A 23,165-nucleotide genomic window follows, 5' to 3' on the forward strand; every position below is an offset into this window, starting at 1 on the left:
CCACTTTAGGGGTAATTACGTGCCACCTGCAATTTTTAAATCACTGAAATATATATATTAAATTTTATTTAAATGAACAAATCGCAATCTGGCATCCTCCTTGCTCCACTAAAAACCAAGACTTAGAAAAAACATTTTTGTTTTTCTTGATGATTATGAATTGAGTGGAATCTCAACCCGGTATTCATCTGCTAACGACTAGAAATTAGATGCTAGTGATGGTGGCGCCGAGAATAAGGAATGGATTATGAGCAAGAAGAAAATCGTCGTTGTTGGTAACGGCATGGTTGGACACAAATTTATCGACAACATCCTGCAATCAGACAGTGATGAATTTGATGTGATTACTTTTAGTGAAGAGCCAAGGTTAGCGTACGACCGTGTTCAGCTGACGGCTTACTTTAATGGTAAAAGTGCTGATGACCTGTCATTGACCAGTGAAGAGTATTACCAAAGCAACGGCGTGAACTACTTGTTGAACCAGAAGGTTGCCAAGCTAGACACTGCCAATCAACAAGTCATCACTGAAAGTGGTCACGTTGAAAGTTACGACAAGCTAATCTTGGCGACGGGCTCTTTCCCTTTTGTTCCCCCTATTCCCGGTAACGATCAAGAACACTGTCACGTTTATCGGACTATTGAAGACTTAGACGCAATTGAACTATCAAGCAAAGGTAGCAAATCTGGCGTGGTGATTGGTGGTGGTCTGCTTGGCTTAGAGGCCGCAAACGCAGTCAAAAACCTTGGCTTAGAAACCCATGTGGTTGAATTTGCGCCTCGCCTGATGGCGGTTCAATTAGATGACGGTGGCGGTGCCCTATTACGCAGAAAGATTGAAGACCTTGGGGTGCAGGTTCACACCGAGAAAGCGACCTCTGAAATAGTCGACGGAGAAAACGCTCGCTACCGTATGAACTTTGCAGACGGCACCCACCTTGAAACCGATATGATCGTGTTCTCTGCGGGTATTCGCCCTCAAGATGCCTTAGCTCGCAGCTCTGATATCGCCATTGGTGAACGTGGCGGCATTGTGATTAACGATCACTGCCAAACCAACATCGACAACGTGTATGCGATTGGTGAATGTGCCCTTTGGGACAACAAGATCTTCGGCTTAGTCGCCCCTGGCTATTCAATGGCGAAAATCGCGGCTGCGCATATTGTCTCTGACGGTACTGACGACGCTGCGTTCACTGGCGCCGACATGAGCACCAAGCTCAAACTGCTTGGCGTCGATGTTGCCAGTATTGGTGAAGTGCACGGCAAGACAGAAGGTGCTCAATCGTATACCTACAACGATGAAATAGAACAAGTTTATAAGCGCCTGATCATCTCGGCTGACGGCACAAAGATTGTTGGTGCTGTGTTAGTGGGTGATGCAGAAGCCTACGGTTCGCTACTGCAAATCAAGCAAAATGATATGCCCCTTCCTGAAAACCCATCAGTGCTAATTTTACCTAACGTGGCCGATGATTCTGGCTCTGCAATGGGTGTTGAAGCTCTGCCTGATAGCGCTGTGATCTGTTCATGTTTTGATGTGACCAAAGGCGATATTAAAGAGGCCGTTTCAGCTGGCTGCACCACGATGGCGGCTCTAAAAGAAACCACCAACGCTTCAACAGGTTGTGGCGGTTGTTCTGCCCTTGCGAAACAAGTTCTCGATAGCGAGCTAAGTAACTTGGGTGTGGAAGTCTCTAACGATATCTGTGAGCACTTTGCTTATTCTCGCCAAGAGCTTACCGACATCATTCGCGTCAACAAAATCAAGACCTTCGACGAGCTGTTAGATTCTCACGGCAACGGATTGGGCTGTACTGTGTGTAAACCGGCTGTCGGTTCGATTCTGGCTTCGTACTGGAACGATTACATCCTTGAAGATCAACATATCGAGCTGCAAGACACCAATGACATCTACCTTGGCAACATGCAAAAAGACGGCACTTACTCCGTGGTTCCGCGTATTGCTGGCGGTGAAATCACTCCAGATAAATTGATCGTGCTTGGCGAAGTCGCTAAAGAATTCGACCTCTACACCAAAATCACCGGTGGTCAGCGTGTCGACTTGTTTGGCGCACAACTTAACGAACTGCCAATCATCTGGAAAAAGCTAATTGATGCAGGTTTTGAAACTGGGCATGCCTACGGTAAATCGGTTCGTACCGTGAAATCGTGTGTCGGTAGCACTTGGTGTCGATACGGCGTCGACGACAGTGTTGGCTTAGCGATTCGTCTTGAGAACCGCTACAAAGGCCTGCGTTCACCACACAAGATCAAGTTTGCGGTTTCTGGCTGTACTCGTGAATGTGCAGAAGCCCAATCAAAAGATTTTGGCATTATCGCCACCGACAAAGGTTGGAACCTCTACATCTGTGGTAACGGCGGTATGCGCCCTCGCCATGGTGACCTTTTCGCTACCGACCTTGATGAAACCACACTGCTGCAATACATCGACCGCATTCTGATGTTTTACACACGTACCGCAGACCGCCTACAGCGCACATCAGTATGGATGGAGAACCTTGAAGGCGGCATCGAATACCTCAAGCAAGTCGTGATTGAAGACAAGCTCAACGTTGCTGAAGAACTTGAGGCCGATATCGCCCTCAACATCGAAAAATACCAGTGTGAGTGGAAAACCACCATCGAAAACCCTGAAAAGATGAAACGCTTCCAGCACTACATCAACAGCGAAGAAATGGACACTAGCCTCTCTTTCATCAAAGAACGAGAGCAGCGTTTTCCTAAGCCGAGCTTGAGCTCTTCTTCCGATTCAAAACGCGATGAAAAGCTCGCTAAAGCAGACCAAATCGAAGTGACTGAGGTTTCATAAATTTCATCAGGTTCATCAATAAAAAAATAAAAACTCAATTTTAGACTAGGAGAAAGTCATGGAAAATTGGACAACCGTATGCAGCACCAGCGATCTAACCCCAAACGGGGGAATTTGCGCCAAAGTAGACGATAACCAAGTGGCTATTTTTTACTGCAAGCGCAGCGACACGCTTTATGGGCTCTCTAATTACGACCCTATCGGCAAGGCGAATGTGATGTCACGTGGTATAATTGGTTCATTAAGCGGAGAACCTTACGTGGCCTCACCCTTATACAAGCAGCATTACCACTTAGAAACTGGCGAATGTCTTGAACAGCCTGAGCTCAAGCTCGTGAAATTTGAAGTTCGCAAACAAGGAGAACAAGTTCAAGTTCTCGCACCACTTACTATCGCCAGTTAACTAAACCGCCGACACCATCATGCAAACGCTTATTAGCGTGCGCAATTTCGGCACAGGGTTTATGCACATTAAAAGCGTTCTAAGTTCGGAAGTAACGCAGGTGCACAAACCGGGTAATTTTCCAGATTTAAAGGATTTAAACCATGGATAACACTAAATTTTCGCTGCTTTCATTTACGGGTAAGATGAAGGTCTTACACCTAAGCTGGATGGCCTTTTTCATTACCTTTGTTGTGTGGTTCAACTTTGCCCCACTACTGCAAATGGTAAAAACTACGCTTGGTCTTTCTACTGAAGAGATCAAAACCCTCCTGATCCTCAACGTTGCATTGACCATTCCGGCACGTGTCGCAATAGGCATGCTAACCGATAGATACGGCCCAAGGTTGGTTTACTCTTCGCTACTCGCGGTCTGTTCTATCCCTTGTTTCATGTTTGCTCTGGCAGACTCTTTCATTCAAGCAGCAATCGCTCGTTTCCTACTGGGCTTCATTGGTGCAGGTTTCGTTGTCGGTATTCGTCTTGTGTCTGAATGGTTCCCACACAACGAACTGGGTACTGCAGAAGGTATTTACGGCGGCTGGGGTAACTTCGGTTCAGCAGCAGCGGCGTTCACACTTCCAACTCTCGCTCTAGCGTTTGGTGGTGAAGACGGCTGGCGTTATGCGGTCGGTATTACCGGCGTAATGAGCTTAGCGTTCTCGTTTATCTTCTACAAAAACGTGTCAGATACACCAAAAGGTTCGACTTACTTCAAGCCTGCTCAAGTAACAGCAATGGAAGTGACATCAAAGGGTGACTTTTTCTTCCTACTTATTATGAAGATCCCTATGTATGCCGCTTTAGCGCTACTGACTTGGAAGCTATCACCAAGCAACATCAACATGTTGTCTGACATGGCGGTTTACTCTGTGTATGCAGGTTTAGCAGCACTTTACGTGTACGAAGTGTCGCAAGTTTGGAAAGTAAACAAGAACGTATTTAAAGAAGAAGTGCCTGAGATTCACCAGTACAAGTTCAAGCAAGTAGCGGTACTTAACGTATTGTACTTCGCAACATTTGGTTCTGAACTGGCTGTGGTTTCTATGCTGCCACTGTTCTTCTCTGAAACCTTTGAATTAACACCGGTTCTTGCAGGTATGGTTGCATCGGCTTATGCCTTTATGAACCTAATGTCTCGCCCAGGTGGTGGTTGGATTTCAGATAAATTCGGTCGTAAACCAACACTGCTTATTCTAACGATTGGTCTTGCTGTGGGTTACTTCGCAATGGGTCAAGTCGACAGCACATGGCCTGTATGGCTAGCGGTTGTTGCGGCGATGGCGTGTTCTTTCTTCGTGCAAGCGGGTGAAGGTGCGGTATTCGCAACGGTTCCTCTAATCAAGCGTCGTATGACAGGTCAAATTGCAGGTATGACGGGCGCTTACGGTAACGTGGGTGCAGTAGTTTACCTAACTGTGTTGTCATTCGTGAGCTACCAAACCTTCTTCTTAGTGATTGCTGCAACAGCGGTACTTGGCTTTGTGACTCTACTGTTCATGGAAGAGCCTAACGGTCAAATCGCCGAAGTAAACGACGATGGCAGTGTCACGCTGATTAATGTTTCAAGCTAGGTCTGTACTATGAAGCATTGATATTATTGAATCGGGAGAAGCACCTTAGCGGATACATCAATGCTAGGTGCTTCGTTCAAAGGCTCTAAGTTCACTAGGGCTTTTGTTCTTCCTAGGATGTTCTGTCAAGGAAGCGGGAAGAAGAACAGTTAAGAAGAAGATCAGTTATGACAATTTCATTCAGCCAAGGGCAAGTCGTCACGCCAGAATCCAACAACCAGTTAACGCTTAAGTTTGGTGGTTATTCGAATAAAGGCATACGTGATGAAAATCAAGACGCCATCATTGTAAAGCACCCCAAAACTCGTACTGAGCAAGAGTTTAAAGGCAGTGTTGCCTGTATTGCAGACGGGGCAAGTTGCAGTGAATACGGCCAGAAAGCCAGTCACACCAGCGTGATGCAGTTTATCGACGACTATTACGCAACTCCCCAAAGCTGGAGCATTCAACGTTCGGCGCAAAAGGTCTTAACGTCCCTCAATTCTTGGCTCTTCAACACGTCTGTTTCTAATATTCATCCCGCACAACAAGTGAACCACAATGCCCTCGTTTCGACGTTCAGCAGCGTGATATTAAAATCAAACACCGCACATATATTCCACGTTGGCGACAGCCGCATTTACTTACTCAGAGATGGAGAATTACGCCAACTGACCCGCGACCACACCCGTAAAAATATGGGACAGAAGCATTATCTTACACGCGCCTTAGGCATGGACAACCAACTCAACGTTGACTATCAAACCCTGCCTATCAAGAAAAACGACTGCTTTATCCTGACATCTGATGGCGTGCACGAGTTTGTATCTCCCAACACCTTCAAAGAACACATCGATAAACCCGGAGCGGATTTCGAATACGCAGCGCAAACCATCTGTAACACCGCTTTAAGCCACAATAGCTCAGACAACGTGAGCTGCTTGATTGTGCAAGTCAGCCATCTGCCTAAACCTTCGCTGATTGAATTCCATGAGAAGCTGGCTAAACGGGCAATCCCACCCGCTTTAAAGCTCGGGCAAAGTATCGACAACTTCATGGTACTTGAGGTGTTGTATGCAGGGTCAAGAAGCCATGTGTATCGTGTGATGCAGAAAGAGACACAAACCGAGTTCGTGCTGAAAGTCCCTTCCGTTCAATATCACGATAGCCCTTCGCAACTCAGAGCTTTCTTTAATGAACAATGGGCGGGGATCTTGTTAAAAAACAAGAGAGTAATGAAGGTTTACCCGACGCCAGAGAACTCGCAATTCTTATACCAAATCTGCGAATGGGTAGAAGGCATCACGCTAAGACAATGGATGTACGACAATCCAAAACCGTCACTCAATGAAGTACGCGACATACTAGAAAAGATCACTCAAGGCATTCGAGTACTGCAACGTGCAGACATGGTGCACCGAGACTTAAAGCCGGAAAACATCATGATTCAACGTGATGGTGAGGTAAAAATCATCGACCTTGGTGCGGTGTTAGTGAGAGGCCTTGAAGAGGGAGAGCTCACCGACAAAGACGACACTCCATTAGGCGCGGTCAATTACATTGCACCCGAGACCATCAAGCACAACACGGCCACCACAAGCTCGGATCTGTTCTCTATCGCCGTGATCGGCTATGAGATGCTAACAGGTGGATTGCCCTACTCTGAAATGACTGCACAATCGCTTAAGCAATCTCGTCATCATCAGTGGGAATACCAACCCATCACACAGAAACGAGCTGACTTGCCAAGTTGGGTGGATTTAGTGTTACAGAAAGCCTGCGCGGAGTCGCCAAGCGAACGTCATCAAGTGTTGGGGGATTTTGTAGCAGACCTTTACACACCAAACCAAAGCTTGGTGAAAAGCAAAGCCAAGCAACCTTTGATAAACCGAAACCCGATCCAGTTTTGGAAAGTGTTGGCTTTGTTGCTCGGCATTGTTGCGGTCGTAGAACTGGGGTTATTGTTAAACCCAAGCTAGATACGTTTACGAATTAGCCTAATATAACCGCGTTTAGCCTCGTTTCACTAAGCTTCTTGGCACGAGTTCAATGCCAGCTTGGTAACGCTTAGCCGATGCATTCAGCGCCAAAGCAAAAGCGCTGTCGGCAATTACTTCAAACTGCTGAGGCAGTGAATGGACTTTAAAAGGCAAGAAGTCGAGCAGTCGGTTATCACCAAAGGTTGCCAGTTTTAGTTGATTAATCAGCTCTGGCTTTTCAACCATCACATCCAACACACCCTCTAACAAAGTGTAAGACATAGTCACAATCGCATCAGGCACCGTGCCTTTAGCTATCCAGTCTTCAAAAACCTCGCGCCCTGATTCTCTATCAAAGTGTTCTCCATAACCCACTACCATCGGCTTGTTTTCTGCTAGCCTTGTTTGTTGAGTATGTGCTTTATTCGCCGCTTCAAAACCCAGCTGACGTTCACGTGAAATGTTCAGGTCAGGTAACGCACCGATCAAGCCAACACTATGAATGCTGTCATCGAGAATCGAGTGGGTCAGTTCAAATGCAGCCTCGAAATCTTCACTGATCACGCAAGCAAAGTGCTCATCGTCTAACGGACGGTCAATCGCAATTACTGGGGTACCTGAGTTTTGCAGTTTCAAGTAGAACTCGTTGGCGTCTGGCATTGAGCTCGCCACCAGCAAAGCATCAATACGACGACTGACCAAAGCTTCAGCGACCTTTCGCTCGGTTTCAGCGTCATCATCTGAACAGCCAATCAAAATCTGATAGCCCACTTTACGTGAGTTCTGCTCTATCAGTTTTGCTAAACGCGCATAACTGCTGTTTTCCAGATCAGGAATAATCAAACCAAATGAACGGCTATTACCAGCACGCAGCGACGAAGCAGCATGGTCTGGTCGGTAGTTATACTCTTCCACAACCGCCATGACTTTCTGCTGAGTCTTTTCACTGATTCTGTATTTCTGCGCCTTGCCATTGATCACATAACTGGCTGTCGTTTTCGATACACCGGCTAGTTTGGCAATCTCATCTAGTGTCATATGGGTGACCTGTATTTTGTGCGTAGGATCATATAACCAATCTTCTGATCCTTGGATTAGTTGAATTATATGCTGAATCGATTCAGTATAAAAGCTGAAAGGATTCAGCAAAATCTGAAAAGTGACTTCAATCATCCTTTTGAATGGATTGAGCGTCATTTGTCGTGATTCAGCTTCTTGTTGTTAACGAAACTGGAATTACGACACGCAGCAAAACTATTTTGAAAACCAAAATCGGCTTTGCTGAATTTTTTTACACTGAATGCTGAACCGATTCAGCAAGCATAAAGCAGCGGGCAAATATTGCTCTAGACTGAATCGTAGCGATACACAAATTCTCAAGCGATACGCTAAAGAGGCACCATGCTTAAATTATCAAAATCTGACATCACTCTAGGCCAAACTGCCGAAGACAAATTCAAAGCAATCCAAAACATTGCTGGCGACCTGACAGCTAAAGGTTTAGTTGACTCTGGTTACGTTGAAGGAATGCTGAACCGTGAAAACCAGAACTCTACGTTCCTAGGTAACGGCATCGCGATTCCTCACGGAACGACGGATACTCGTGGCCTAGTAAAAGAGACAGGCGTTGCGGTACACCACTTCCCTGAAGGTATTGATTGGGCAGACGGCAACCGTGTTTACGTAGCAATTGGTATTGCAGCGAAATCTGACGAGCACTTAGGCATTCTTAAGCAACTAACAAAGGTTCTAGCGGCAGAGGGTGTTGAAGAGAAATTAAAGCAAGCTAAATCAGAAGACGAAATCATCGCCCTACTTAACGGCGAAGTTCAGCTAGAAGCCGACCTAGACGCTTCTTTAGTTCAGCTACTGTTCCCTGCGAGCGACATGATTCAAATGTCTGCCGTTGCGGGTGGCCTACTTAAGAACACAGGTTGCACAGACAACGCATTCGTTGCTGACCTAGTAACAAAAACACCAACTCACCTAGGCCAAGGCCTGTGGTTGTTGGGCAGCGACAAAGGCGTAACACGCACTGGCGTATCTTTCGTTTCAACAGCGAACCATTGTGAATACGAAGGCACACCAGTGAAAGCATTAGTCGCATTCGCAGCTTGTAACAGCGCGCACCAATCTATTCTGGCAAACCTAAGCAAGATGGTTTTCGAAGGTAAACAGCAACAACTGTTAACAGCTGACGCAGCGCAAGTGATTGGCCTTCTGAAAGGTGAAGCGGTTTCTACAGCGTCTCAAGACGATGACAACTGCGCAGTATTCAAAATCAAAAACGCACACGGCCTGCACGCTCGTCCGGGCGCAATGCTAGTCGCTGAAGCGAAGAAGTTTGAATCAACAATCCGCGTGTCAAACCTAGATGGCGACGGAAAAGAAGTGAACGCGAAGAGCTTGATGAAAGTGATCGCTCTTGGCGTTAAACACGGCCACCAGCTTCAGTTTGTTGCTGAAGGTGAAGACGCAGCACAAGCACTTGAATCGATTGGCAAAGCTATCGCTTCAGGCCTTGGCGAAGGTTAAGGAGTCGATATGTCTGATAAACAAATCAAAGCCGTTACTGTAACGCTTAACCCTGCTCTCGACCTAACAGGCGCTATCGACGCACTTAATGTGGGCTCAGTGAGCCTAGTAAACAAAGGCTCTCTGCATGCAGCGGGCAAAGGCGTAAACGTCGCAAAAGTTCTTTCAGAGCTTGGCGCGAAAGTGACCGTAACAGGTTTCCTTGGTCGCAATAACGAAGAAGCGTTCTGCCAACTGTTTGAAGAGATGGGCGCAACTGACCGCTTCATCCGTGTTGATGGCGCAACTCGCATTAACGTGAAATTGGTAGAGAATTCAGGCCAAGTAAGCGACATCAACTTCCCAGGTGTTCCTGTTGATGCTGACGCGATTAAAGCGTTCGAAGAAACCCTATTAGAACTTGCTGAAACGCACGATTATTTCGTCATTGCAGGCAGCTTGCCACAAGGTATCTCTCCTGAGCTTTGCGCTTCTTGGGTTCAACGCTTACACGATTTAGGTAAGAAGGTGCTATTTGATAGCAGCCGTGACGCACTTAAAGCCGGTATCAATGCACAACCATGGTTAATCAAACCAAACGATGAAGAGCTGTCTCAGCTGTTCAATGCAGAGCTGACAACTCGTGACCAATGCCAACACGCGGGCCAAGCCCTAAGTGAAAAAGGCATCGAGAATATCGTGGTATCACTTGGCGCTGAAGGCGTGATGTGGCTTAACCAAGGTGAATGGTTACATGCTCAACCACCGCGCATGCAAGTAGTAAGCACGGTAGGCGCAGGTGACACATTGGTTGCTGGTCTATGTTGGGGTCAAATGCAACAGATGCCAAAACCAGAACTTATTAAATTCGCAACCGCCCTATCTGCTCTAGCAGTTTCACAGGTAGGCGTGGGCATCACCAGCCAACAAGAGCTGGATTCAGTACTACAAAATATCCAATTACAGGCGCTTAGTGCTCCAACTAGCCAGTTAGACACAAGCAAATAGGACAAAAGGTTTATTATGAATATTACCATTATCACAGCTTGCCCAAGTGGCGTAGCAAACAGCATCATCGCCGCGGGCTTGTTAGAGCAAGCGACAAAAGCACTAGGTTGGAACGCTGCTATTGAATGTCAATCAAGCGTGTTACCTGATTCAACTGTATCGCAAGACGCTATCGACAGCAGCGACGTTGTAGTTATCGCAACTAACAAAAATGTTGATAAAGCACGTTTTGTTGGTAAGAAAGTGTACCAAGCGGCTATCTCTGAATGCACTGCAGATGCAAAAGCGTTTCTAGAGAAAGCGGTAGCAGAAGCAACGGTATTAGACGCTTCTCAAGCTGAAAGCACTGTTGAAGTGACCGGTACGTCACCTGCTACAGGTAGCAAAAAAATCGTAGCGATTACCGCTTGCCCAACTGGTGTTGCACACACCTTTATGGCAGCTGAAGCGCTTGAAGCAGAAGGCAAACGCCTAGGTCACCAAATCAAAGTGGAAACTCGCGGCTCTGTAGGTGCGAAAAACCAACTGACAGACCAAGAAATCGCAGACGCTGATCTAGTTATCATCGCAGCAGACATCGACGTTCCTCTGGATCGTTTTAACGGCAAAGCGCTGTACAAAACTACAACAAGCCCTGCTTTGAAGAAAACAAAGCAAGAGATGGAAAAAGCATTCGCAGAAGCTAAACCATACCAACACACAGCGTCTTCAAATTCAGCGCCTGCTGACGAGAAGAAAGGCGTATACAAGCACCTGATGACAGGTGTATCTCACATGCTTCCTGTGGTTGTTGCGGGTGGTTTGATCATCGCACTCTCTTTCGTATTCGGTATCGAAGCGTTTAAAGAAGAAGGCACACTGCCAGCAGCACTGATGACTATCGGTGGTGGTTCTGCATTCGCACTGATGATTCCTGTTCTTGCTGGTTTCATTGCATTCTCGATTGCCGACCGTCCGGGTCTGGCTCCAGGTCTAATTGGCGGTATGCTGGCTAGCTCAACGGGCGCAGGTTTCCTAGGTGGTATCGCGGCAGGTTTCATTGCAGGTTACTCTGCAAAACTCATTGCCGACAAGGTTCAACTTCCACAGTCAATGGAAGCCCTCAAGCCTATCCTGATCATTCCGTTTATCGCGAGTTTGTTCACTGGTCTTGTGATGGTTTACATCGTAGGTGGTCCTGTTTCTGGCGTGATGAGCGCGATGACAACTTTCCTAAACAACATGGGTACGTCTAATGCGATTCTTCTAGGTGTGATTCTAGGCGCAATGATGTGTTTCGACCTTGGTGGTCCGGTAAACAAAGCCGCTTACACATTCGGTGTTGGTCTACTGGCTTCGCAAACTTACGCACCAATGGCGGCTATCATGGCAGCAGGTATGGTTCCAGCTCTAGGTATGGGCCTTGCGACTTTCCTAGTGAAAGACAAGTTTGAAGCAGGCGAGCGTGAAGCAGGTAAAGCATCATTCGTTCTTGGCCTATGTTTCATCTCTGAAGGTGCAATCCCATTCGCAGCGAAAGATCCAATGCGTGTTATCCCAGCTTGTATGGCAGGTGGTGCACTAACAGGTGCTCTATCAATGATGTTTGGTGCACAGCTAATGGCTCCACACGGCGGTCTATTCGTACTACTGATTCCTGGCGCTATCTCTCCAGTACTTATGTACCTAGTAGCGATTGCAGCAGGTACGCTAGTAACAGGCTTTGGCTACGCAGCACTTAAAAAGATGAGCGGATCTAAAGTAACGGCAGAGGCTTAATCCCCCTACTCTGGTTAACGGTTCAGCCCGATAACCAGAAGCTCTTGATAACCGGTTTCTTGGTAAACGGTTCCTTGAAATAAAACAAAGGCTCCTCATTTGAGGAGCCTTTTTATTGTTCATGTATTTTCCGGTCGGAATGAGTTAAGTGCAATATTGGTATATTTGATTAGCTAGTAAGCGTTTCTTCAAAGACACCCAATTCACGACCAAGCCAGATCGCTCGTACTGTGTGATCCAAAGTTTCTTCACCGCCAGTTACAGGGTGAATAAGCACCGACATATCACCGCGTTCTTGTTCAAGCCATTCAACAATGCCCGACTCTTTGTTCGCAAAGTGAATCTCAAACATTGGCATCTTATGTGGACCAACCAAACGCTGTATTAATGGGAAAACCTCTAATACATCTTTACGTTCCGCTAAAATTTTCTGACGCAGTGTTTCTGCTTGCTCTGCAAATCGCAGAGGGAAATAGATATGACCGTGGTACATGGCACCATCCTTTAGAATTATGATGCGAACAGTTTAACCTGCTTTCTCTAGCAAGGACAGCCAACCAATGGCAGCCGAAGTACTAAACATCATGTAGAAGGCTGATCTAGCTGAAAGTTTCTAGAACATTGCAACAAAAACGCCACACGTAATTTAAGTGTGGCGCCTATATTTTAGCTGTAAAATGCCTTAGCAAGAATTAGCGTTAGTAAATTGAATCAACATTCAAAGGGCTGTTCTTTGGTTTCTCTAGTTTTAACTGTTCAACCGCACTAAGACCTTTAGAGCTAATTCCGCCACTATAAGACTTCGAGCCATCAGCATTAGTCATCGAGGTTTCTCCCACGTTCCAAGCAACAAAGAAATCACTTAAGTCATAGTTCGAAGCGTAGGAGCTACATACCATCATTAAGTCGCCACCGGTTAGCCCAGTATCTTTGGCACTACAATAGTTTTCAACCGCATCACCCTCTGTATCACCTCGAGCTTTACGGTGCATAAGTTTGAACATGTTCCAGCCTTCATCTTCACCATACACATCAGATTGGCTTGCGCCGCGTGTATACCAATCATCAATTGCAAAATTCGATTTTGCCCAGATTTTTAGCTGACCAAACATAACTAATCGTAAACCTGCATCACCATGTGACCACGCATGTTCATTATTAAGCTCTAGCCATTTAGGTGCTTTCTTAATATCCGATTTAATACGATCCATTTCAGGGTTTGCATTGCGCCCCTCTAACTCCTGCATATACAACGCAAGAAGGTTATTGGTCACTTCTGTACTACCAGCCGCTAGGAAAGGAGCTGATGCTAAGTTATGACCAACTTCATGCCACAACAACCAGTCGTTCACAGGGTTGGTTGGAATGTATGTCCGATTTGCGTTAAAGCTTGAATTCATCACTGGGTAACCAGAGTGAGCAGCACCAATCGAAATCTGCACGTCATTCACAAAACGATGGCGGAACGCCTTCAGTTCTGGATAAGTGAACCTACGGTGTAAACCAGTGCTTTGTTTCTCATCACGCCCGTAGAAGTCACTAGCAGCGTCAGCGAATCGATTCATATCTGTTGCGAATTGGTTCAAATCAGCGGATTCTAGATTCCTTATTGGTGTAGTGTAAATAGATGAACCCGTATCGATTTCTGCAATTGGTGCGTCTGCCGATTGAATAGTGTTAATCCACTGTCCCTCTTTCCACCAAGCAGCTTTTAACGCGCCATCAATGCTAAACGAGACTTCACCAAGCTCTTTTACTTTCGGTTGAATGTAAATAAGGCCACCATATGGAACCTTGAAAGTTAAGCTCGATCCATTGTAGTCAAAGCTGGTTTGCATACGTGGAGGGCGTTTCAAACTCGTTTCGTGATTCGGCTTACCTGTAAGATCATCCGCCATCATTACAGTAATCGTTGCAGCGACACCATGACTAATCGTCACATCTTGTAGCTGAGGAGCCCATAAACCTGTCGATTGATTGTTCCCAGCCGAATACGTGACGCCCTTGCCATCTGTTTGGATAAGAACCGAACTTGACGAAGATGCACCTGAAGTTCGACCCGGATACATTGTGGTATCAACAACGATTTCATGATCCCAGAATGAGCGCCCCAACATAATGCGAGTCAGAGGTTTCTCCATGTAATTTAATGGATAGCTCGGATTCAACTGTCCCGATAACTCACCTTCGCCGTGTATCATTCCATTAGCGACTAACGACGCTTTTAGGTCAACAGGACACTGTGCTTCTAGTGTATCTGTTTGATGTAAGTCTTCGGTATAACAGTTAAGGAACTGAACAGCTTGCTTGAACCCCAACTCATCTTGTATGTCTGTTTCAAATCGGTATGCGTTGTCATTCCACATCCAAACAGACAGGTTATCAAACGCTTGAGTCAATTCGCTGTTAGACAGACGCTTACCTTGAGTACCTTTCGTGCGATAGTAAATCTCGTGCTCGTAGAGCGCTGTAAAGTTAGAACCCAAGTTCGCTGCTTTCACCATACTGTCGACAATGGTTTTACTCACTTCATAGCGATCGAAATCGGCTCTATGATAAGCACCGCGAACAGTCACACCGTCTCCAGAACGAGTCTCTATACAGTTAAATTCGTATTCATACTCGTTCTTACAAAGCTCAGTGCCAACGAATGCCGACTGCAGTTCTTTGATCGCCGCTTCACGCTCTGCTACAGATTCAACAAAGATACGTGCGGATTTTGCCTCCATTACCGTTACACCAGACGCATCAAGCACTGGCTTCCCTTCAGCGTCTAACTTAGCAACCTCATAAGTCGGGATTTCAAACTTGATTTTGGATTCATCTTCAATCCACTCAACCGTACCATCTTGATTTACCGTGAACGGAGGCTCTCCTTGGTTATCTTGAAAACGCTCAAGAACCACCATTTCCTTTTCACTCTTCACGTGAAAATTTGGATACGGCGCTTGGCAGTAATAAGAGCTACCGCAGAAAGCTTGGTTTGTTGGCGTAACGTTTTCACCACCTAGAGATACACCCGCGGCGTCCGCTAAGCGTCCAATAGGTTCAGGGTTAGTCGTTTGAATCGCATCCATAAACAAGATATTGCCACCGTCATTAACATAGTTAATAAGAGCCGTAATATCGTCTTGGTTTAAGTTAGGGTTATCCAAGTCAGCAACAAACTGGTTAGTCATGCCATCTTGAACCAACTTAGGTGGGTATGCCTGAAGGATCAAAATAGGCGTGGTGCTCGCATCCAAACCATCAAAGTCACCTGAACCGCGCTTTTCTACTGATGCAAAACCATACTGAGGACTAACAAAAAACGTGTACTGCTTACCCATTGTGGAGTGGTGATAAGCCGAATAAGCTTGGTCAATATTGGTGACTGCATTCATCCCAGCAATAGGCAGACCATTATTGAACCACTCAAACAAGTTCGAGAAAAACGACCTCATGCTGCCTTGGTCATCATGCAGTAGGTTTTCGAACGTCGAAACAGTGCACTGTTGTTTGTTGCTATCGATATGCAATGTTCGATTGGCCCAATAATTTTCAGGGCATGACAGAATACTTGGATATAAGCCATTACCTATGAACACGACCTTACCTTTGCCTATCTCGCCTGCTGTAACGAATGGAAAACCATAAGTCGCGTTGTCTTCAGAGACTAAAGGAATCGGCGGCATCGAGATGCTTGGGTGTTGTGCGATGTAAGGCTTGCCTTCACGAGTCCAGGCCTGTTGCTCACCAAAGTAAAGCTCACGGTTTTTATCAGTTCTTGGCATCATCACAGGGAATGCTCTGTTCGATATATTCAGAGCTCGCATACCACGGGTATAACCCGTTGCACCGTAAAAGCTACCATTGTCATTGAAGACATGGAATTTGGTGACGTTGTGGAAGATTTGCTGCAGAGACTCTGTTACATACTGACCAGAATTCATAGATAAAACGGCAGGTTGACGAACATAATCCATAAACTGAGGCGTTTGGCGCAGCTGCTCATCAATGACTGCCGTTAACCCTTGGCTAAACTGACCAACAAACTCATTAGGAAGTTCGAAGTCTGTACCCTCTATCAGCCCCCCATTTGGCAGAGTTAGGTTGATCAACTCATTTATAACATTAGGGTAATTTGAAAAGGTATCTTGGACTTCTTCAGATATCTCATAATAACTTACATGATCAACCGCATAGCGCTCTAGTAATGACTGGATATTCGCTTTCTCAACCACATTATTGGTCACATCAGACAATTTATAAGCAACCTGATTACCCGTAATGGAGCCAAACTCAAACGTATCAATACCAAAAACGATTCTGTCGCCCCACAGGTACTCAAAGACTCCCTCTTCATCCGTCACGCCCGTCGCGTTAGCCGAAAAGAAACTGATCCCAGAAATCGGCGTACCATTAGCGTCTGTAAGCTTACTGCGAGTTAACACCTTACCTTCAACACTTGGCTTATAAGCATAGGTAGACTCCGCGTCTGCAGAAACAAAACCAGCGTTAAGGTTATTGTCCGCATTAGGGTCAACCGCAGGAACAACAGTTGTGTCTACGTGTGAACTAGGAGCCTTACCTACTTCATCTGTAGACTCCTCTTCTTTCGATGAAAAGTACGCATCGACAGCATCTTGATCATCAAGCTGCGAGAACACATCCTCAATATCAAAAGCATCCAGCTCTTTTAGACAGATAGCACTTTCAGTCTCACAAACATCAATTGATTCGAGTACCTTGGTAACGTTGTCTCCATGTAATTCTGTCAACTCAAATGCCGCATGAAGCGCATCATTTGAAATCGTGCTTTCTGTGACTTTGGGGAAAGGAGCCGTGAAATCACCTAAAGTAAGGTGACCCAAGGTACAACTAAAACTCACGCCTTGTTTTACACTGAACGTTCCGTTTTCAAGATGAATGCCGTCACAGTACACATCTCCAGAAACAAACGCCCCGCTCGACAACAGTGAACCGATGTAAGTTGTTGGGGGAATAATATCTGTTGGTGGAATAATGTCAGTCGGCGGAAGAATATCCGTTGGTGGTACAATATCTGTCGGAGGAAGAATGTCCGTTGGTGGTACAATATCTGTTGGAGGAGCCGTATCAGGGCCACCACTATAGCTTAGTGAGTCGTGATTACACCCTAAAAGAGCCGTGGATATGATAGCCAACGCAATTAAGTTTTTTTTCATTGAGCGAAGTTAGTCGTAATTTAAAGTGGACCGTTATCTTATAGATTTACTCCACCTCGATGACTATTGTTTTTTGTCTTAACCACAAAGACCATTACTCATAAGCGATTGAATAAGAAAAATAAAATGATAATTGAGACTCTCATTCCAATTACAAAACCTCTCCCTACCTTAAAACGGAAAAACGCCATATCTCGATTGAGATATGGCGTTTCAATTAGCCATTAACATTAAGACCGATAGGGTATATCTGCCAAAAACACGTTCAAAAAAGAACTAAGGCTTAAGCTTTAAAACTCGGTCAATGTCTTCTGCAGAGTGGCGCTCTGGTACTTGCTCCCACTCTTCGCCAAATGAACGGTTAACCACTCGGCCGCGTTGGAAGCCTTCGCGCGCTTCTAGTTGCTTCGCCCAGCGCACAACGTTGGTGTATGACTCAACTTGTAGAAACTCGGCCGCATCGTAAATTTTGCCTAGCACAAGGTTGCCATACCAAGGCCAAATCGCGATATCAGCGATGCTTAACTCGTCACCCGCCACAAATGTGTTATTTGCGAGCTGTTTGTCTAACACATCTAGTTGACGCTTAGCTTCCATTGCGAAGCGGTTAATTGGGTACTCTTGCTTTTCATCCGCGTAAGCGTAGAAGTGGCCGAAACCACCGCCTAGGAATGGTGCCGAGCCTTGTGCCCAGAACAACCAGTTAATGGTTTGCGTTCTTGCTGCCCCTTCTTTTGGTAAGAAGTGACCAAATTTTTCTGCTAGATGCATCAAGATAGATGCCGATTCGAATACATTCACGTCTTCGTCACCAGACTTGTCGACAAGTGCTGGTATTTTGGAGTTTGGATTCACGCCAACAAAGCCAGAAGAGAACTGATCAGCCTCACCGATGTTGATCAAGTACGCATCATATTCAGCTTCTTTAACACCCGCTGCTAACAACTCTTCCAGCAAGATAGTGACTTTTTGACCGTTAGGTGTGCCAAGAGAATACAATTGAAAAGCATGGTCACCAACAGGAAGCTCTTTATCAAAGCGAGCTCCAGATTCAGGACTATTGATGTTTGCCCACTTGTTACCACCAGCAGTATCGTTAACCCAAACTTTTGGCGGAGTGTATTGTTCTGACATGATATTTCCTTATTAATATAGGGTCTCACAAACTGATATTAGGTCACATGCCTGCGGTTAAAACCCCTGAATACGATTTATTTTCAAACTGTTAAGCATGGCTTATTCCAGAAAGACATAACCCGCTTAAGCGTTAGTGTGTAGAAGGTAAGTCTGTATTCAAACTTCAATCTAATATCGATAAGTCCACTGCATCATTTAGCAATGATTTTACGAACGACATACCGACAGCTTCAAGAAAGCTGTGATAAAATCGGGATATTACAATTGATAAGGATTTGGCAATGTCTTCTGATTTCACAGGTTCGAGTGCAGCGTATGCTCGCCAAGAGAAAGGCTACCGCGAAAAAGCACTAAAACTGTACCCTTGGGTTTGTGGTAAATGTGCGCGCGAATTTGTTTACTCAAACCTCCGAGAGCTTACCGTTCACCACGTGGATCACGACCATACAAACAACCCTGAAGATGGCAGCAACTGGGAGCTACTGTGCCTGTACTGTCACGATCATGAGCATTCAAAATACACTGACCATGAGCGTTATGGTGTGGATGCAAAAGCGAGTTTAGATGATCATCAGTCAGCGACACACAACCCGTTCGCCGATCTCGCTAAGATGATGAAGAAATAACACACCTTCAGAGTAGTCTTTGGTAGATGGTAACTGCTAGATAATAGATACATAACAAGTAACCCCAGTATGTCACCATACTGGGTTTCTTTTATCTGCCGTCATAACCAAATAATAGAGTTCAGGTAGGCAGGATCAAAAAAGCCTTCCGAAGAAGGCTTTTTAAGAATCAAATCGAATTATGCTGCCGCTTGCTTGCGAGACTCTTCTACCTTCTTAGCGCGTTGTTTTAGCGTCAATTTATCGCGGTATGCAAACCAAACGTAAGACACAACCACTAAGAAGAACAGGTATGACAATGAGAAAATGAACGGCGATTGAATGATATCGTTCGAGATACCCCAAGAAACACCGATAACAGTCACTGCAATTTTCGCAAAAAAGCCACACATCAATAGCACTAATGCCAACTGTGGGAAACGCGTACTGCGGAATGCAAGCCAGTAGCAACTACCAACTGCTAGAGCCGCAACATAGAAGCCGAATAGGAAAGAGTGAATATGGTCAGCTGCCGCTACACCACCAGAAATTGACATCAATAAAATTAAAAACAGTTTCATAATACTCGCCTCACCATAAGTTGGAAACGCATCCTTTCAAATTTGGAATCTCAGTTTGCATACTATTTTCCCACTTTTTACGGACAACACAACCCCTCCAATCGAACAAAATGTAAGCAAAAGTACTAACAAAAATCACCCTTAACAATTGCTTAACATTCCGTTTTTAATAAAACTCCGTTACTCCTTGTCTCATATGAACAAAGCGCTGTTACGATTTATTTTGTTACACAAATTTAACCTTGGAAATTAATTAAAATTATTTGTAACTCTGTGATATCCGCACGCAATACGCGTCTATTCAAAAACCATCACCTCAAAATCCCTGAAATAATAAGAAGACAGAGCGAAAAAGAACAAAATAGAGAGGTGTTAAAAACATTTCAAAAACCAATGAAAAACAACTTATTAACAAATTGAATTTAATTTACCAAAAATGGAAAAAGAGATTCCAATCACATTTTAATTGGTTATAATCCGCGCTCTTTTGCGCTATCTGTTGATAAACGCAAACTAATTTTGAAGAAACAATCACAATAACCCGTCTTTAGTTAAGTGGCTCTCCACTAACCGATGACAAAACTGAGAATAAAAATGAGCAAGATTGATAAAGCAACACGTATCCTGCTAGCAGGCTTCTGTATCAACCTTTGTCTTGGCATCCTGTATGCTTGGAGTGTATTTAACAAAGCGCTAGTAACTGAAGCTGGTTGGAGTGCTGCTGAAGCATCTTCACCTTACGCTATTGCAACTATCACATTCTCTGTTTGTCTTCTTGTTGCGGGCATCCTACAAGACCGTATGGGTCCACGTAAGATCCTTATCCTAGGTACAGCGCTTACAGGCCTAGGTATGATTGCTTCTGGTTTCGCTACAACGCCTATGATGCTGAACATCACGTTCGGTATTATAACAGGTGCAGGTATCGGCTTCGGTTACGCATGTCTGTCTCCATCAGCAATGAAGTGGTTCCACTCTTCTAAGAAAGGTATGGTTAACGGTCTTATCGCAGCAGGCTTCGGTCTTGCGGCTATTTACCTAGCACCAGTAACTTCTGCGCTAATCGACAGCATGGGTATCCAAACTAGCTTTATGATTCTTGGTGTTGGTGTACTTGCAATCGCAGTACCTCTAGCAGCAACAATCAACAACCCACCAGCGGATTACACGCCAGCTGAGCCTAAAGTAAAAGCAGGCCAAGCTCCTAAAGCGGTTAAGAAGACTGAAGACCTAACTTGGAAAGTAATGCTGAAGACTCCTCAGTTCTACTCTCTATGGATCATGTACGCATTCGCTGCATCTGTTGGTCTAATGATCATCGGTAACATCACTACAATTGCTAGCGTTCAAGCTAACCTGCCAAACGCAGTTTACCTAGCGTCTATCCTTGCAGTATTCAACTCAGGCGGCCGTGTTGCTGCGGGTATGCTTGCAGATAAAATCGGTGGCGTACGTACTCTACTTCTAGCGTTCATCCTTCAAGGCGCGAACATGGCTCTATTCGCTACGTTCAACTCTGAATTCACGCTAATCATTGGTACGGCTATCGCAGCGGTTGGTTACGGTACGCTTCTAGCAGTATTCCCAACACTAACTGCTGAGTTCTACGGCCTGAAAAACTACGGTACTAACTACGGCGTGCTTTACACGGCATGGGGTATCGGCGGCGCTATCGGTGCAGCAGTTGTTGGCTTCTCAATGTCAAACGGCGAAGGTTACGGCCTAGCTTACACAATCTCTGCAGTTATGATGGCAGTGTGTATTGTTCTAGCAATCATCACTAAACCAATCTCTGAAGCTAAAGTTGCTGAACTAAAAGCATCACAAGCTTAATCAACAGAAAAGATTGAATTTGTTACTGAAGAGCTTAACCTTAGGGTTAGGCTCTTTTTGTATCAAGCGACTTCTCCATTGACGACCGAAACCACTCTTCAGCTCTCCCCCACTTATTATCTCGACAACTTCAATCGACTGGTTGAACACGCTCAAACGCTCTACCCCGATCTTCTGAGTGATGATGAATGTCGTTGGTTGTCCGCATACAAACGTCTTTCTGTTTCAAGCCAATGCCTAATGGTTCGTTTGCTTTCTCGTAAAGGCCGTTGGTTTCGCAGCGATAAACTCAACTATGTTGAGATCCCAGATCTAAAGACCGTACTGCAAGAGCTAAACAGCTCAGGCTTCATTGGGTTGAGTCATCCCGAAGAACAGCATGACCTCGCCATTAGTGAGGTCGAGCTCGGGTTTCACTTGCTCACCAAACCAGAGCTGTTGAGTGTATTCCCCGCCCTTAAGAGCCATAGAAATGCCAAGAAAGACGAGCTGTTGTTACGGCTTGATCAGCAACCTTTTGATCAATTTCAAAACCTCTCTTTCGACTGTATTTACGTCATCGAATCTCAAGTGATTGATGTATTACTGTTGCTGTTCTTTGCCAACACCTATCAAGACTTAAGTCAGTTCGTGTTAAGTGACCTTGGGCTAAACACCTTTGAGAACTACCCATTAAGCAAGCAGCGCCGCTTCTTCACTTCTAGAGATCAACTCAATCAATTAATCCAGATGCGCGATATTCAGCGCTTATATTCAGAAGGTGACCGTAAAGACGGTGAGTTTCTGGAACTGCTTTTAAACTCGATTCCTGAAGAGTCAGAACACAGAAGCATTGCCAGAAAACGATCGCGTTTGATCAATGATATTGCTCGCGATCTAGAAAGGCTTAACCTAAACGACCAAGCTATCTTTTGGTTCAAGCAATCTACACTTCCTCCGAGCAGAGAGCGACTTGCGCGCATCTGTGATAAGCAAGGTACGCTAGACTTAATGTGTGACATTGTCACGCAAATGAAAGCTACTCCAACGGATGTGTCAGAGTTGGAAGTCGCGATTAAGCTTGAAGACAGGCTACTCCGGAAACAGGGGCACAAGGTTTCACGAACCATAAAGCCTAGCTGCAAAGAGATAAGACTGGAATTGGACCTCAGCCAAACGCGAGTAGAGCTTGCGGTAAAGCAGCATTTTGAGAACCAAGGTTGGGACGTCTACTTTTCTGAAAACAGCTTTTTATGTGGCTTGTTTGGTTTGGCTTTCTGGGATGTCATTTTCGCAGACATTGAAGGCGCCTTTATCAATCGATACCAACATCGACCATTGGATCTGTACCATTCAGATTTCGTAGACAAGCGAGCCGAACAGGTTGAAGCCGTGTTTCAGACGATATCCAAACATGGGCTGAACCATTTGCTCAATACTTACGATGAAAAGCAAGGTATCGCGAACCCCTTTGTTCATTGGAATTATTTTCCTAAGGCACTCATCGAACACGGCATGGCTTCAATTCCAAATGCCTTGGTTGTAGACCTCTTCAAAGTGATATTGAGTGACTTAAAGCTATTTAGAACTGGGATGCCGGATTTGATTGCGTTCAAGGGCGATGAGTTTCATTGGATTGAAGTCAAAGGCCCTGGCGATAAACTGCAAGACAACCAGTGGCGCTGGATCAAAGAGTTTGAGCGATTGTCTGTCCCCTTCTCTGTTTGTTACGTCAATCAATGAGTCTTAGCTCTTAACTC

General features: G+C 45.3%; 15 protein-coding genes. 10 read left to right on the plus strand and 5 right to left on the minus strand.

Annotated elements, in window-relative coordinates; genetic code table 11:
* The first annotated feature begins 247 nt into the window (after positions 1 to 247).
* From nirB to AB4507_RS12770, 4 genes are all read left to right on the plus strand, one after another.
* A complete protein-coding gene (gene nirB / locus AB4507_RS12755; RefSeq protein WP_372103210.1) occupies positions 248 to 2,830 on the plus strand; it encodes a nitrite reductase large subunit NirB in 2,583 nt (860 codons plus the stop codon).
* A 58-nt stretch (positions 2,831 to 2,888) separates the two neighbouring features.
* On the plus strand, positions 2,889 to 3,233 hold the full coding sequence (gene nirD, locus AB4507_RS12760) for a nitrite reductase small subunit NirD (RefSeq protein ID WP_136977923.1): 345 nt from the start codon (positions 2,889 to 2,891) through the stop codon (positions 3,231 to 3,233).
* Between the two features lie 143 nt (positions 3,234 to 3,376).
* Complete coding sequence (locus AB4507_RS12765; RefSeq protein ID WP_017060867.1) at positions 3,377 to 4,846, plus strand: NarK family nitrate/nitrite MFS transporter; 1,470 nt, start codon at positions 3,377 to 3,379, stop codon at positions 4,844 to 4,846.
* A 167-nt stretch (positions 4,847 to 5,013) separates the two neighbouring features.
* Positions 5,014 to 6,804, plus strand: coding sequence for a protein kinase domain-containing protein (locus AB4507_RS12770; RefSeq protein ID WP_372182783.1), 1,791 nt, complete (start codon positions 5,014 to 5,016; stop codon positions 6,802 to 6,804).
* Between the two features lie 33 nt (positions 6,805 to 6,837).
* On the opposite strand, the gene cra is transcribed toward AB4507_RS12770, so the two are convergent.
* Complete coding sequence (cra, locus tag AB4507_RS12775; RefSeq protein WP_372182784.1) at positions 6,838 to 7,842, minus strand: catabolite repressor/activator; 1,005 nt, start codon at positions 7,840 to 7,842, stop codon at positions 6,838 to 6,840.
* Between the two features lie 363 nt (positions 7,843 to 8,205).
* Here cra and fruB point away from each other — a divergent pair, with 363 nt between their 5' ends.
* Genes fruB through fruA form a run of 3 tightly spaced genes read left to right on the plus strand, consistent with a single transcriptional unit; the run spans position 8,206 to position 12,084 of the window.
* Entirely contained in the window at positions 8,206 to 9,339 is a 1,134-nt protein-coding gene (fruB, locus tag AB4507_RS12780) for a fused PTS fructose transporter subunit IIA/HPr protein (protein ID WP_372182785.1), read from the plus strand.
* A gap of 9 nt (positions 9,340 to 9,348) precedes the next feature.
* Positions 9,349 to 10,326, plus strand: coding sequence for a 1-phosphofructokinase (gene pfkB, locus AB4507_RS12785; protein WP_017060871.1), 978 nt, complete (start codon positions 9,349 to 9,351; stop codon positions 10,324 to 10,326).
* Positions 10,327 to 10,341: 15 nt separating this feature from the next.
* Entirely contained in the window at positions 10,342 to 12,084 is a 1,743-nt protein-coding gene (gene fruA / locus AB4507_RS12790; RefSeq protein WP_372182786.1) for a PTS fructose transporter subunit IIBC, read from the plus strand.
* Positions 12,085 to 12,253: 169 nt separating this feature from the next.
* Here fruA and AB4507_RS12795 read toward each other — a convergent pair whose 3' ends face one another.
* The 3 genes from AB4507_RS12795 to yghU form a co-directional block, all read right to left on the minus strand.
* A complete protein-coding gene (locus AB4507_RS12795; protein ID WP_017060873.1) occupies positions 12,254 to 12,577 on the minus strand; it encodes a DOPA 4,5-dioxygenase family protein in 324 nt (107 codons plus the stop codon).
* Positions 12,578 to 12,782: 205 nt separating this feature from the next.
* Positions 12,783 to 17,270, minus strand: coding sequence for an SslE/AcfD family lipoprotein zinc metalloprotease (locus AB4507_RS12800; RefSeq protein WP_372182787.1), 4,488 nt, complete (start codon positions 17,268 to 17,270; stop codon positions 12,783 to 12,785).
* A 276-nt stretch (positions 17,271 to 17,546) separates the two neighbouring features.
* Positions 17,547 to 18,404 (minus strand): glutathione-dependent disulfide-bond oxidoreductase, encoded by an 858-nt coding sequence (gene yghU / locus AB4507_RS12805; RefSeq protein ID WP_017064768.1) that lies wholly within the window; start codon positions 18,402 to 18,404, stop codon positions 17,547 to 17,549.
* Between the two features lie 284 nt (positions 18,405 to 18,688).
* Here yghU and AB4507_RS12810 point away from each other — a divergent pair, with 284 nt between their 5' ends.
* A complete protein-coding gene (locus tag AB4507_RS12810) occupies positions 18,689 to 19,033 on the plus strand; it encodes a YajD family HNH nuclease (RefSeq protein ID WP_017060876.1) in 345 nt (114 codons plus the stop codon).
* 179 nt (positions 19,034 to 19,212) lie between these two features.
* Here AB4507_RS12810 and AB4507_RS12815 read toward each other — a convergent pair whose 3' ends face one another.
* Entirely contained in the window at positions 19,213 to 19,593 is a 381-nt protein-coding gene (locus AB4507_RS12815) for a hypothetical protein (protein WP_017064770.1), read from the minus strand.
* 594 nt (positions 19,594 to 20,187) lie between these two features.
* Here AB4507_RS12815 and AB4507_RS12820 point away from each other — a divergent pair.
* Both AB4507_RS12820 and AB4507_RS12825 read left to right on the plus strand, forming a co-directional pair.
* Positions 20,188 to 21,426: an OFA family MFS transporter gene (locus tag AB4507_RS12820; RefSeq protein ID WP_017067032.1), complete on the plus strand. Its 1,239-nt coding sequence runs from the start codon at positions 20,188 to 20,190 to the stop codon at positions 21,424 to 21,426.
* A gap of 57 nt (positions 21,427 to 21,483) precedes the next feature.
* Positions 21,484 to 23,148 (plus strand): VRR-NUC domain-containing protein, encoded by a 1,665-nt coding sequence (locus AB4507_RS12825; protein ID WP_372182788.1) that lies wholly within the window; start codon positions 21,484 to 21,486, stop codon positions 23,146 to 23,148.
* The last annotated feature ends 17 nt before the right edge of the window (positions 23,149 to 23,165 follow it).

The organism is Vibrio sp. 10N.222.54.A3 (assembly GCF_041474095.1).
Lineage (GTDB): Bacteria > Pseudomonadota > Gammaproteobacteria > Enterobacterales > Vibrionaceae > Vibrio > Vibrio crassostreae_C.